General features: G+C 43.9%; 13 protein-coding genes. 10 read left to right on the top strand and 3 right to left on the bottom strand.

The genetic code is table 11. From position 1 onward, the window contains the following. Positions 1-26 precede the first annotated feature (26 nt). Positions 27-1,034 (top strand): porphobilinogen synthase, encoded by a 1,008-nt coding sequence (hemB, locus tag R2Q26_RS07795; protein WP_317535765.1) that lies wholly within the window; start codon positions 27-29, stop codon positions 1,032-1,034. A gap of 16 nt (positions 1,035-1,050) precedes the next feature. On the opposite strand, the gene R2Q26_RS07790 is transcribed toward hemB, so the two are convergent. Continuing rightward, a complete protein-coding gene (locus R2Q26_RS07790) occupies positions 1,051-3,375 on the bottom strand; it encodes a penicillin-binding protein 1A (protein ID WP_317535764.1) in 2,325 nt (774 codons plus the stop codon). A 234-nt stretch (positions 3,376-3,609) separates the two neighbouring features. Between R2Q26_RS07790 and R2Q26_RS07785 the strand changes: the two genes are divergently transcribed. From R2Q26_RS07785 to R2Q26_RS07765, 5 genes are read left to right on the top strand one after another with little or no spacing between them, the layout of a single operon-like run. Next, positions 3,610-4,713 (top strand): pilus assembly protein PilM, encoded by a 1,104-nt coding sequence (locus R2Q26_RS07785; protein WP_317535763.1) that lies wholly within the window; start codon positions 3,610-3,612, stop codon positions 4,711-4,713. Then, positions 4,710-5,309 (top strand): PilN domain-containing protein, encoded by a 600-nt coding sequence (locus tag R2Q26_RS07780; protein WP_317535762.1) that lies wholly within the window; start codon positions 4,710-4,712, stop codon positions 5,307-5,309. Before R2Q26_RS07785 ends, R2Q26_RS07780 begins: the two co-directional genes overlap by 4 nt. Positions 5,310-5,315: 6 nt before the next feature. After that, a complete protein-coding gene (locus R2Q26_RS07775) occupies positions 5,316-5,942 on the top strand; it encodes a type 4a pilus biogenesis protein PilO (RefSeq protein WP_317535761.1) in 627 nt (208 codons plus the stop codon). Further along, entirely contained in the window at positions 5,939-6,460 is a 522-nt protein-coding gene (locus tag R2Q26_RS07770) for a pilus assembly protein PilP (RefSeq protein WP_317535760.1), read from the top strand. The genes R2Q26_RS07775 and R2Q26_RS07770 overlap by 4 nt, the downstream gene beginning before the upstream one ends. After that, positions 6,460-8,589: a type IV pilus secretin PilQ family protein gene (locus tag R2Q26_RS07765; RefSeq protein ID WP_317535759.1), complete on the top strand. Its 2,130-nt coding sequence runs from the start codon at positions 6,460-6,462 to the stop codon at positions 8,587-8,589. The genes R2Q26_RS07770 and R2Q26_RS07765 overlap by 1 nt, the downstream gene beginning before the upstream one ends. A 4-nt stretch (positions 8,590-8,593) precedes the next feature. Here R2Q26_RS07765 and trmL read toward each other — a convergent pair whose 3' ends face one another. Both trmL and R2Q26_RS07755 read right to left on the bottom strand, forming a co-directional pair. Then, positions 8,594-9,064: a tRNA (uridine(34)/cytosine(34)/5-carboxymethylaminomethyluridine(34)-2'-O)-methyltransferase TrmL gene (gene trmL / locus R2Q26_RS07760; RefSeq protein WP_317535758.1), complete on the bottom strand. Its 471-nt coding sequence runs from the start codon at positions 9,062-9,064 to the stop codon at positions 8,594-8,596. 10 nt (positions 9,065-9,074) lie between these two features. Continuing rightward, positions 9,075-9,779, bottom strand: a complete 705-nt coding sequence (locus R2Q26_RS07755; protein WP_317535757.1) for a double zinc ribbon domain-containing protein — start codon at positions 9,777-9,779, stop codon at positions 9,075-9,077. Between the two features lie 112 nt (positions 9,780-9,891). On the opposite strand from R2Q26_RS07755, the gene bioB reads away from it, so the two are divergent. From bioB to bioC, 4 genes are read left to right on the top strand one after another with little or no spacing between them, the layout of a single operon-like run. Beyond that, entirely contained in the window at positions 9,892-10,899 is a 1,008-nt protein-coding gene (bioB, locus tag R2Q26_RS07750; protein WP_317535756.1) for a biotin synthase BioB, read from the top strand. Positions 10,900-10,911: 12 nt separating this feature from the next. Further along, positions 10,912-12,078: an 8-amino-7-oxononanoate synthase gene (gene bioF, locus R2Q26_RS07745; RefSeq protein ID WP_317535755.1), complete on the top strand. Its 1,167-nt coding sequence runs from the start codon at positions 10,912-10,914 to the stop codon at positions 12,076-12,078. A gap of 44 nt (positions 12,079-12,122) precedes the next feature. Further along, a complete protein-coding gene (gene bioH, locus R2Q26_RS07740) occupies positions 12,123-12,881 on the top strand; it encodes a pimeloyl-ACP methyl ester esterase BioH (protein WP_317535754.1) in 759 nt (252 codons plus the stop codon). Continuing rightward, complete coding sequence (bioC, locus tag R2Q26_RS07735; RefSeq protein ID WP_317535753.1) at positions 12,871-13,752, top strand: malonyl-ACP O-methyltransferase BioC; 882 nt, start codon at positions 12,871-12,873, stop codon at positions 13,750-13,752. Before bioH ends, bioC begins: the two co-directional genes overlap by 11 nt. Positions 13,753-13,759: the final 7 nt, after the last annotated feature.

Raw genomic sequence — 13,759 nt, 5'->3', positions numbered from 1 at the left:
TATTTTTATTTTTTAGATGAGTAATCATGTCATTCATTAGTCAGTTTCCACAAAAGAGAATGCGACGCTTACGTCGTGACGATTTCTCCCGCAGTTTGGTACGAGAAAATCATTTGCGAACAGACGATTTAATTTATCCTGTCTTTGTTCTAGAGGGAAAGAAACGAGAAGAAAAAGTAACTTCTATGCCGGGTGTTGAGCGGTTAAGTGTTGATTTGCTCATGCCTCAGGCTGAAAAGTGCTTGCGACTTGGAATTCCCGCTATAGCTATTTTCCCAGTGATTGACTCTTCACTCAAGAATTTGACTGCAGATGAAGCATTCAATCCGGAAGGGTTAGTACCACAAGCTGTCAGTCAGTTGAAGAAGAATTTTCCAGAGTTAGGGATTATTACTGACATTGCACTTGATCCTTATACCAGCCATGGTCAAGATGGACTGATTGATGCTAATGGTTATGTGATGAATGATGAAACAGTTAGGGTCCTGGAACAGCAGGCACTTGTCCATGCACAGGCAGGAGCGGACGTAGTTGCCCCTTCGGATATGATGGATGGGAGGATTGCTGCTATTCGTGCAGGATTGGATAACAATAAGTTTATTCATACTCGCATTCTCGCTTATTCGGCAAAATATGCTTCCAGTTTTTATGGCCCATTCCGTGATGCAGTGGGATCTTCTGCTAATCTGCGGTCAGGTAACAAATATACTTACCAAATGGATCCAGCCAACTCGGATGAGGCATTATGGGAAGTAGGGTTGGATTTGCAAGAAGGGGCCGATATGGTCATGGTAAAACCAGGTTTGCCTTATCTTGATATCGTACGCAGAATAAAGGAAAAATTTGGAGCACCTACGCTTGTTTATCAGGTCAGTGGTGAATATGCCATGCTCAAGGCAGCTGCAATGAATGGCTGGTTAGATGAGGAGGCTTGTGTCATAGAATCCTTGCTGTCATGCAAGCGTGCTGGAGCTGATGCAATTTTGACTTATTTTGCAATTGATGCTGCTACTTGGTTGAGAAAAAATCTATAAGTCTGTATTCAGTTTATCAAAATAACTGTTCCAACAGTTCTTCTATCGATCCAAAATCCTCAGCAGGTAAATCAGCCTCAGGGGGGAGTTGTTCGTTGAAAAAATATTCAGTCATCGCTCCTCCCGCTTCTCTCAAACCGGTTTCCGGATTGATTCTAGCTATCGTGATTCCTGGGGGAGGGGTATAAGTCGCAACAGGTATGTCTTTTAACGCCTTCTCCATGTAGTTTATCCAGATGGGTAATGCTACACGTCCCCCAGTTTCGTTCTTACCCAATGTCTTAGGCTCATCAAAACCTGCCCAGCTTATTGTGACTAGATTTTTTTGAAAACCACAAAACCAGGTGTCAATAAAATTGCTAGTCGTACCTGTTTTTCCGGCGATATCATTGCGACCGAGTCGTTTTGCCATAGTGGCTGTTCCTCGTTGAATAACGTCTTGCATCATACTTGTCATAAGAAATGCATTCCGTGAATCAATCACCTGCTTGGCGCTTTTGCCGGCAACGACAGGTTGAGCATGCTCAAGAATTCTACCTTCATCATCTTCTATTCTCTCAATAAAGTAAGGATGAATGCGGAAACCACCATTAGCAAATGCTGCATAGCCTACAGCCATTTGCAGGGGTGTTACAGAGCCTGCTCCAAGTGCCATAGGCAGAAAAGGTGGGTGACGATGACTGTCAAAACCAAAGCGAGTAATGTAATCCTGTGCGTAGCGTAATCCAATTGATTGAAGAATTCGAATGGAGACAAGATTTTTTGAATGAGTCAGGGCAGTGCGCATACGTATTGGACCACTGAACTTGCCATCAAAATTTTTAGGCTCCCAAGACTTACTGCCAGTTTGTGCCGCATCGAAAAATAAAGGAGCATCATTGATGATGGTCGCGGGTGTAAATCCTTTTTCCAGTGAAGCTGAATAAATGAATGGTTTAAAGCTAGAACCTGGCTGTCGCCACGCTTGAGTGACATGATTAAACTGATTGAGATTGAAATCAAATCCTCCGGCCAAAGCACGAATCATCCCATCGGTTGGATCAATTGCAACGAGCGCGGCCTCAATTTGTGGAAGTTGGACAATTTTCCAGACATTCTTCTCATTCTTTTGTATCCGAATTAATGCCCCAGGACGAATACGTTTATTACCAATTTTAGGATCATCGGTAAGAAATCTTTTAGCAAACTTGAGTCCATCCCCGCTAATCTGAATAACTTCTCCACCCTTGTGATAGGCTTTAACAGAATTTAAATTAGCGGATAGCACAACAGCAATGAGAATATCGTTGCTATCATGAAATGCTTGCAGAGCTTCTTCCAGATTTTTTTTCAGGTTTGTATCGTTTGTATCATTTCTGGGTAACTCAACAAAACCTTCTGGTCCTCGATAACCATGGCGGTTATCATATTCTAATATGCCTTTACGGAGTGCTTCATAAGCCGCATCTTGATCTGACTTTCTCACAGTTGTATAAACTTTAATGCCGCTTGTATATGCTTCTTCGCCAAAACGTTGATACATTACCTGTCGAGCCATTTCAACTACGTACTCAGCCGGCATGGCAAAATTCCGTACTTGGCGATGGATAGATAACGGTTGCTTTTCTGCCATGGCTAATTGTTCGCTGGTAATATAGTTGAGCTCGTGCATCCGTTTCAGCACATAACGTTGACGTATCTTTGCACGTTTTAGATTAACAACTGGGTTAAATCGTGAGGGGGCTTTAGGTAATCCTGCCAGCATGGCTGCTTCAGTTAGATTAATTTCATCTAGTGGCTTTCCGAAATAAGTTTGGGCTGCAGCTGAGAAACCGTAGCTTCTTTGACCAAGATATATCTGATTGATATAGAGCTCTAGAATTTTATCTTTACTCAGGCTGTGCTCAATCTTAAATGACAGTAATGCCTCACTGAATTTTCTGGTCAAGGTTTTTTCCTTGGTCAGAAAAAAATTACGCGCAACCTGCATAGTAATCGTACTCGCACCTTGAAGAGCACCTCCTCCAGAAAAATTGGAATAAGCTGCTCGCAGAATACCGATGTAATCGACTCCGCCGTGTTGATAAAAACGGTCATCTTCAGCAGCTAGGATAGCTTGTCTAAGATAGGCTGGCGTTTCATTGATTTTCACAAAATCTCTACGCTCTTCTCCAAATTCTCCGATTAATAGTCCATCTGCGCTATAGATCCGTAACGGTATTTTCGGTCGATAATCCGTTAAAACCTCAAGTGAAGGTAGTGTAGGGATAATCACAAGTGCTGCAAAAACGATCAGCAAAACTCCAATCAAGCTTGCAGCCAGCACTGCTAGAAAAGAATAGGCCAGCCAACGAAATAACATGGGATGTAAAGTTTCTAACTATGTGGGATAAAAATCAATCTCTAATTATAGAGGGTATATCTGCTGTTTTTGTATAAATCAAACTGTTTTGGAATCTGCCAGAATTTCACCCCGTCTAGCAGCGCGCTAAAGAAAGTAGGATTGACCCGAAGGTTTCAGCATACCAATGAAAATCTTTGCATGTAATCTGATAATGAAACCGCTTTACTTTAAGGTATTGTTTCTAATAAATCAATGTTTAATAAAAGCTTTGATATCAATCTTAATTTCTTCTCTACAAAGTCGTCACGGCTCCTAGGTATAGACATCAGTTCTTCGTCGGTGAAAATAATCGAGCTTTCCATGGTTAACAAAGCTGAGAACACATTACGTCTTGAGAGATATGTAATTGAGCCGATGCTGAAAGAAGCCATTCTTGATGGAAATGTCAATAATCTAGAAGGGGTAGGAGACAGTATCCGTCGTGCATGGAAGCGCATGGAGACACGTGTAAAGAATGTCGCACTTGCACTACCTGCGGCTGCTGTCATTACCAAAAAAATTATTGTGCCAATTGGACAACGAGAAGATGATCTGGTTTTTCAAGTTGAAACAGAGGCGAACCAGTATATCCCTTTTACGCTGGACGAAGTAAATCTGGATTTTCAGGTAGTCAGAGCAATACCTGAAAATCCGAATGAAGTGGAAGTGGTGATCGCTGCTGCACGCAAAGAAAAAGTGGAAGATCGTGTTGCTGCTGCATTAACTGCCGGTCTAAAAGCAGTAGTGATAGATGTCGAGCACTTCGCTGCCCAAGCTGCTTTTGAGTTAATTGAACGTCAGTTGCCTGAAGGAGGCAAGGGCCAAGTAATTGCCCTGGTCGATATCGGTGCGAGCATTACTCGTTTAAATGTTCTTCACAATGGGGAATTTGTTTATACACGTGATCAGCCATTTGGAGGAGATCAGTTAACTCAGGAGATTCAGAATCAGTTTAATTTGACATTTGAAGAAGCAGAGGTAGCCAAGCGCAATGGGAATTTACCTAAAAGCTACCAGACGGATGTGTTGCAACCTTTTTGCGAAACACTTGCGCAGGAAGTGACACGTGCCTTGCAGTTCTTTTTTTCTTCTACTCAATATACACAGGTTAACTATATTTTTCTTTCTGGTGGGTGTGCAGTGATTCCTGGTTTGGAGGAGGTTATGACTGAACGCACTCAAGTTATGACACAAATCGTTAACCCTTTTGTAAATATGGAGCTATCTAACCGTATCGCCCTCAGGCAGCTGAAAGTAGATGCACCCTTATTAATGATTGCCTGTGGATTAGCAATGCGGAGCTTTGATCCATCATGATCCGCATTAATTTACTTCCACACCGTGAGCTCAAACGTAAGGCACGCCAGCAGCAGTTTGCCATACTGGCTGGAGTCGCTTGTGTACTTGGAATATTGATTGTCTGGGCAGGGCATGAGGCTATCTTCGGAAAAATTGAGTATCAGAATGGGCGTAATCAATACTTGCAGAGCCAGATTGCTATTCTCGATAAGCAAATTGCAGAAATCAAAAAAATCAAGCAGCAACTCCAGGAAGTGCTAGCGCGCAAAGAGGTAGTGGAGACATTACAAGTCAATCGTACTAATGTCGTTCATATATTAGATCAGCTGGCAAAACTAATGCCAGATGGGGTATATCTCAAGAGCCTCAAGCAAACTGATCAGCACATTCATCTTTCTGGCTATGCGCAATCAAATGCATGGGTATCTACCTTAATGCGAAATTTAGACGCGTCACCCATATTTCAATCTCCTCTGTTGATCGAGATCAAGGCAGTTAATGTCAATACTATGCGCATGAATGAATTTGATTTGAATGTGAGGCTCGCCGAGGTGTTGACTGGCTTCGATAATGAACATACACCGGCAAATATTTCCAATCAGTTAAGAAGGTAGATGACGATGAATTTGTTCGAACAATTGCGACTACTTGACCCCAATGATCCAGGTAGCTGGCCAGTAGCAATCAAGGCTGGTGCATTAACCAGCTTGCTGATAGCAATTGTCGTTATAGGTTATTTTCTGGATTGGCAGGAACAATCGGAAATTCTTGAAAGGGTTAAAGCAGAGGAAGTCACGCTCAAAGAAACTTACCTGATCAAAAAGAGGAACGCTGTTAATTTGGATATTATGCGGCAGCAATTACAGGAGCTCGAGCAGACGCTAAGTATCATGCTGAAACAATTGCCCAATAAATCTGAAATAGACGCTTTGCTGGTAGATATTAATCGGGCTGGTTTGGGACGAGGATTGCAATTTGAATTATTTAAGCCCGCAGCTAGCGAGACGATCAAGGAAATTTATGCTGAATTACCTGTAACGGTACGTGTGATAGGCAATTATCACGATATTGGAGCTTTTGCAAGCGATGTTTCCCAATTACCACGTATTGTGACGTTAAATGATCTCAATATTACTCCTGGGAAGGAGCAATATTTGGTATTGAACGCTGTCGCAAAGACTTTTCGCTATCTCGATGATGAGGAGCTTGCTAATCAGAAGAAGAGTAATAGTGCGGGGAATAAATGATTAAGCGGTTTTATTATTTATGGTGTGCACTATTTGTTATGGTTTCTGGCTGCAGTGAAAGTAACTACAGTGATCTGGAGGAGTTTGTGAATAAATCGGGGGATGGGTTGCGTGGCAAAGTAGATCCATTACCTCAGATCAAGTCTTTTACTCAGTTCAATTATGAAGCATTTAATATTCGAGATCCTTTCAATGCTCAAAAAAATATTCAATCCAAGAAGCATGACACTCTTCAGCCTGACCTGAAGCGGCGCAAGGAAGCGTTGGAGAATTTTCCGCTGGAAAATTTGACAATGGTTGGAACATTGCAGCGAAACAAGCAAATTTTTGCATTAGTGAGAACGCCTGATAATACCGTGCATCGTGTCAAGGTTGGTAACTACTTGGGTCAGAATTTTGGATTGATTACAGGTATTTCTGAGACAGAAGTCAAACTAGAAGAAATCATACAAGACAGTGCCAATGATTGGGCCGAGCGTCTTAGTACTCTTGCATTGCAAGTGCAGGAGCAGAAATAATGAAAATGACGATAGCGAGAGAATTTTTCTATAGGTGGCGATATGCATCCCAACTCATACTATTATTCATATTATTTCAGATTCCTATCGTCACGGCGGATAATTTGGCACGTGCGGGGTCAACGCAGCAGAACAGAATCAATGCAATTGATGTGGTTAGCAATCGAAGCAGACAAATCATGGTTAAAGTATCGCTTGATCAACTGCTTGATACTGCTCCTGTAGGCATTTCTTTAAATAATCCGGACAGGATTTATTTTGATTTTATCAATACTGTTAATGCACTTGGTAAAAGAATACAAGAAGTAGGTGAAGGAGATTTGAATAGCATTAACATTGTTCAAACTGAAAATCGTACCCGCATGGTGATGAACTTGTTAAGGCCTATGACATATGAGACTAAAATTGTCGGAAATCACCTGCTTATTTCGCTCAATGGACTTAATGCAAAAAAAGCTGCCAGTGCTTCCGTTCATCCTCCTAACAACATAGATATTCAGGAAAAAAAGCTACTTAGCCTGCAAGATATCGATTTCAAGCGTGGTCTGAATGGCGAAGGCCGTGTGGAAGTCGATCTTTCCGCGTCAGGTACAGGAATCGATGTTCGTCAACAGGATAATCGGATCCTGGTCGAATTCATCAAGGCTTATTTGCCCCCTCATTTAGAGCGGCGTTTGGATGTGGTGGATTTTGCCACACCTGTGCAAACCATAGAAACAATGACAAAAGACAATAACGTACAGATGATCATAAAACCCAGAGGGCGGTGGGAGCATACTTCCTATCACGCAGGGACTAGATTTATTCTAGACGTCAAACCGATCGTCGAGAGTGCAGATGTTCCTGCCCACAAGAAATTGGTCACGGGAGGGTATACTGGTGAGAAACTATCGCTTGATTTTCAGAATGTGGAGGTCCGCTCAGTTTTGCAGGTTCTGGCTGATTTTACTAATCTGAATATTATTGCCAGCGATTCAGTTAAAGGAAATCTTACTTTGCGCCTGAAAGACGTTCCTTGGGATCAAGCTTTGGATATTGTACTTCAATCCCAAGAGCTCGATAAGCGTCGAGTGGGTAATGTAATTTTTATTGCTCCACGTGAGGAATTAGCTGCCAGGGAAAAAATTGAACTGGAGTCTCGTCAGCAAATTTCTGAATTAGAACCTTTGCATACTGAAACTTTCAAGTTAAATTATCGGACAGCCAGTTCAATTCCTCTCAAAGGAATTTTGAGTCAACGTGGAACTGTAGAAGTTGATGATATCAGTAATACTTTGACCGTCACCGATATCCCTATCAGACTGGCAGAGGTCGCCAAACATGTTAGAAATCTTGATACCTCTGTGCGTCAAGTCATGATTGAGTCCCGTATCGTGGTTGCGACGGATACATTTAGTCGCAATCTGGGTGCCCGATTTGGCGTACAAAGTGCTCATCAGATAGGAAACCGTAATCTGGGAATCTCTGGCAATCTGGATAATTCCAGCGCTCTTGCTGCTGGCGCTGCCCCGAGCGGTGGTCAGAATCTTAACGTCAATTTACCCGCTGCTGCAATTGCGGGTGCAGCCGGAGGGCCTGCTGCTTTAGCGCTCAGTTTAATCAAGATCAATGATGATTCGCTGATCAATTTAGAACTATCCGCGCTAGAATCAGACAGTAAAGGTAGAGTGATTGCCAGTCCACGTCTAGTAACAGCTAATCGCGTAGAAGCGACCATTGAGCAGGGAACCGAAATACCTTTCCAGATTGTCAGCCAGCTCGGCAGGCCGCAGATTCAATTCAAAAAGGCTGTACTGGCTCTTAGGGTAACGCCGCAGATTACTCCGGATGACAACATTATTATGAAACTGCAAGTCAATCAGGACACCCGTGGTCAAGATACGCCCGCTGGACCAGCGATTGATACCAAACAAATTACAACCGAAGTATTAATCGGGAATGGTGGAACGGTTGTAATTGGTGGGATCTTCGAGCGACAAGAAAATATAGCTAATAACAAGGTCCCTTTGCTGGGTGATGTACCGATACTTGGTAATATCTTCAAGAATAATTCAAAACGGGATGATAAACGGGAGCTCCTAATTTTTGTTACTCCCCGGATCTTGAATGAAAATTTAGGTGTGCGCTAAAGGATTAGAATTTCTTGTCCACGATAAACCCAAGTTGTCGCCAAGCCTCAAAGACTACAATAGAAACTGCATTAGCAAGATTCAAGCTGCGACGGTCAGGTAGCATTGGAATATGGATACGTTGGGTATTCGAAAAACTCTCCAGAATCTCAATCGGTAATCCGCGGCTTTCTGTACCAAACAGAAAAACATCTTGAGTGTGGTACCTAACCTGATCATAGCGCTGTGTTCCTTTAGTGGACACAGCAAAAATACGCCGTCCTGGTAAGCTGTGAATACATTCTTCCCAATTTTTGTGTAGGACTACATTAGCAAATTCATGATAGTCCAGTCCGGCACGGAGTAGTTGCTTGTCATTCAGGAGAAAACCTAACGGTTTGATCAGATGAAGTGTCGCTCCTGTATTTGCACAAAGTCGGATGATATTGCCGGTATTAGGAGGAATTTCAGGTTGATAGAGAATAACATCAAGCATAAGGCATATTCTACAAAATAGTCTGATGCTCAGTTGTTTTGATTAAAGCGGTTGACGGAATCGCTCTGGTGATCACCCATACACTTACCTCGATTGCTCCTTGTTTACGTACCACTTTTGCCAATTCATTCAATGTTGCACCGCTAGTCATGACATCATCCAGTAAGGCAACATGCTTATGCGCCAAATTCGTTGTGCATTCAAATGCATTTCGCATGTTAGTTTGTCGTTTCTTCCAGGATAATTCAGTTTGAGAAAGCGTGTCTTTGGTACGTACACAGGCATGAGGCAACAGTGGAATATTCATTTGCCTGGATATATGTCGACTTATTTCTAGCGCTTGGTTAAAGCCTCTCTCTTGTAATCTAATCGGATGGAGGGGAACAGGGATGATGACATCGGGTGGAGGGCAATTATTCGTTTTTGCAATCAATAGATTGGCCAAGATGGGCGCCAGGGTCAGATTTTCTTGATATTTAAGCGAACGAATCATGGCATCGACGGGAAAAGCGTATTGTAATGCTGCGATCGTACGTGTCCATACTGGATGATTCTTCAGGCAATTACCGCAGACACGTGAATCTTTTGTTGGCAATAAGCACAAAGGGCAATGCTCAGAAGGTAATTGGGGTAAGTTATTATAACATGCGTGACACAGATCACTTTCGCAGGCTGCCAAGCATAAAAGGCAATTTGCTGGGAACAGGGTTTGCATAAAATTTAATCGCCTGTTCAAAAATCTTGAAAGAAAATTTGACAATTGAGGTCTGATCCTTGATGATTCCTAGCATCGTATTATAAATCGAGCAAAATTTTCTGACCTTATTATGATTGAATCCAGTACAAAGTGTGTTTCAAGCGAGAAAAAGAAAACTATTGGTGATCAACAAGATCGTAGTCGTGTGGCGCAATGGAGTGTTCCACAAATCCGGGCCTTATTGGATTTACCTTTTCCTGATTTGATTCATCAAGCGCAATCGATTCATCGGCAATACCATGACGCCAATGCAGTTCAATTATCTACCCTGATTTCTGTGAAAACAGGTGGCTGCTCGGAAGATTGTGGTTATTGTCCCCAGGCCGCGCGCTATCATACCGGTGTTGAGAATCAGGATATGTTGTCGCTGGGTACCATTATGGCAGCTGCACAGACAGCCAAGGCGGAAGGAGCGACACGGTTTTGTATGGGAGCAGCCTGGCGTGGCCCTAAGCAACGAGATATTGACCGCATGACCGAAATCATAGAGGCCGTAAAGGATCTGGGACTTGAAACCTGTGCCACTTTAGGCATACTGAAACCAGGGCAGGCTGAGCAACTCAAACAGGCTGGTTTGGATTATTACAATCACAATCTGGATACGTCTCCAGAATTCTATGGAGAAATCATTACCACACGTGACTACCAGGATCGCCTTGATACACTTGAAGAAGTGCGCAGGGCAGGCATTAATGTATGCTGTGGTGGTATTGTGGGTATGGGTGAATCCCGGCTGGCTCGCGCCGGATTGATTGCCCAGCTGGCAAATCTAGATCCTTACCCTGAATCAGTGCCGATCAATTATCTTGTGCAAGTTGAGGGTACACCGCTTTATGGTACGGAAGCACTTGATTCGTTCGAGTTTGTACGTACCATTGCAGCAGCCCGTATTACTATGCCGAAAGCGATGGTCAGATTGTCTGCGGGAAGACGGCAAATGGCAGAGACTATGCAAGCATTGTGTTTTCTTGCGGGAGCTAACTCCATTTTTTATGGAGACAAGCTGCTGACAACAGGTAATCCCGAAACAGACAGCGACAAAGCGCTATTTGAGAAATTGGGGTTACGCACCTTATAACCGGAAACCGGAATGCTAACAAATCTCTCAGCTAAACTGAGGGAGCGGGAAAACGCGGGGTTGTATCGTCGCCGACTGATGCTCGAAAGCCCTCAGACGATTCATCCTACGATTGAGGGAAAGCAGTATCTTGCTTTCTGTAGCAATGATTATCTAGGGCTTGCCAACCATCCAGCATTGATTGAAGCGGCTTGTGCGGGAGCACAACGATATGGCGTGGGATCAGGCGCTTCCCATCTGATCTGCGGCCATTCTTCGGCACATCACACGCTTGAGGAAGCACTGGCAAGCTTTGTAGGTTTACCCCAGGCATTATTATTTTCTACCGGCTATATGGCCAATATGGCGGTGATAACGTCGTTGGTTGGTCGCGGGGATACCATTTTCGCCGATAAACTCAATCATGCTTCACTCAATGATGCAGCGCTGCTTTCTAAGGCAACCTTTACGCGTTATCCCCATCTTGACTTAGCCAAGTTGGAAAGGTATCTGGCTGAATCGGAAGCAAAATGTAAACTCGTAGTAACCGATGCAGTGTTCAGTATGGATGGCGATATCGCTCCTGTTGTTGAGCTATTGACGTTATGTGAGCAGTATCACGCCTGGTTGTTACTGGATGATGCGCATGGCTTCGGAGTACTCGGCAAAAACGGTAACGGCGTGCTGCATACGTTTGATAAATTTAATTTGCGCTCACCTCTCCTCGTTTACATGGCTACACTCGGTAAAGCAGCGGGTGTTTCCGGTGCTTTTGTGGCTGCTCAACCCGAAATAATAGAAACGCTCATCCAATTCGCGCGCACCTATGGTTATACCACTGCTACGCCTGCGTTATTGGCTCATACTCTCATGACCAGTTTGTCATTGATCGAACTGGAAGCATGGCGACGCAAAAAATTAATAAAACTTATAACTCAATTGAAAACCGGGTTGCAATCATTGCGTTGGTCATTAATGCCTTCCATGACGCCCATTCAGCCATTAGTGGTAGGGCGCAGTGACGAAGTCATGCATTTAAGTGCAGCGTTACGTGACAGAGAAATCCTTGTGCCTGCAATCCGCCCACCTACTGTTCCGGAGGGAAAAGCTCGATTGCGGATTTCCTTATCGGCTGCACACTGTGAAGAGGATGTTGAGCGATTAATCGAAGCTTTACATGATTTGGCAAAAATCATTTAACTGGAAACAAGCAAAACACTTAATATGAAAAATAGCAGTGTGATATGAATCGGTTGCATGTAGAAATTTTAGGGGAGGGACCAGATCTCGTGATGTTGCACGGCTGGGCAATGCATAGTGGTATCTGGGACAGTGTCCGCGACCAGCTGGCGCTGCATTTCCGGCTGCATTTGGTCGATCTGCCAGGGCATGGCCAGAGTCCGGTATGGAAGTCGTATTCACTCGAAGAAATCGTGGCAAGTGTTGCGGAGATTTTGCCTGCGGAAAGTATCGTATGCGGCTGGTCACTCGGCGGGCAGGTAGCCATAAAGTTAGCTTTATCTATGCCAACGCAAGTGAGTCAACTTGTTTTGGTGGCGACCACACCTTGTTTCGTCAAACGGAATGATTGGCAGTGGGGAATGGATCAATCTACGCTGCTGCTTTTTATGGAGAATCTGGAGCGCCATTATGCTCAGACTCTAAGCCGTTTTTTTACCCTGCAGGTAAATGGTGGTTGTGACATGACAAGCGTATTAGCACAAATACGCAACCATTTTTTTCAACATAAACAACCTGATGGTCACGCGCTCAGAGCTGGTTTACAGATTTTGTTGACAACCGATTTACGTGAAAAATTAGCTGATGTTTCTCAGCCTGTCTTGCTCTTGCATGGAGAAAATGATGTGATCACGCATGTGGATGCAGCCAAATGGATGCACCAGCATTTGCCTCACGCAAAATTAATCGGCTTTCCACACTGTGGTCATGCCCCGTTTTTATCGCATCCGAATCAGTTTGTAACCAGTCTGTATGATTTATGAACACATTTTAGATAAGCGTCAGTTGCGTCAAGCATTTGAACGAGCTGCAGCCAGCTATGATCAAGCGGCCGTTCTGCAGCGGGAAGTATGCGAACGCATGTTATCACGCCTCGATTACATCAAACATACTCCTGGTTGGATACTCGATATGGGCAGCGGTACCGGCTATGGCAGTCGTAAGCTTATCGAGCGTTATCCACGCAGCAAATTGGTGGCGGTGGATATCGCGCTCGCAATGCATCTCCAAGCGCGTCCTTCGCTTCCTCGATGGCAGCAGTGGTTGCCGCTGGCAAAACGCTCTATTACTCATTATGTAGGCGCGGATATCGAACAGCTTCCGCTGCGGAATGCATGCATGGATATGATCTGGTCGAATCTAACCATTCAGTGGTGTAATGATCTCAAGCAAACCTTTGCGGAAACACATCGTGTTCTGAAAAGCGGAGGACTGCTGATGTTTAGCACCTTTGGCCCAGATACCTTGAAAGAATTAAAGCAGGCTTTTAAAACGGTGGACAGTTACAGTCATATCAACCGATTTATGGATATGCACGATATCGGCGATCTGCTGGTTTATAACGGTTTTGCCACACCCGTAATGGATATGGAATACATCACGCTCACTTACCATGAAGTCATGGATATCATGCGTGACCTCAAAGCGATCGGTGCACACAATGTGACTTATGGCAGGCAGCGTGGCTTGACTGGAAAAGGAAGATGGCAACAGGTGATGAAGCATTACGAATCATTGCGTCAGGCAGGGAGGCTGCCTGCGACCTTCGAAGTAGTCTATGGTCATGCCTGGAAACCAGAACCACGACAAAATGTTCTTAAACCCGAAACCAGACAGAAGCTCGGTCTGGAATAAATTATCG

Source organism: Nitrosomonas sp. Is37 (assembly GCF_033063275.1).
Classification (GTDB): Bacteria; Pseudomonadota; Gammaproteobacteria; order Burkholderiales; family Nitrosomonadaceae; genus Nitrosomonas.
Note: the sequence above shows the minus strand (reverse complement) of the source record. Positions and strands in the feature narration are given on the sequence as shown.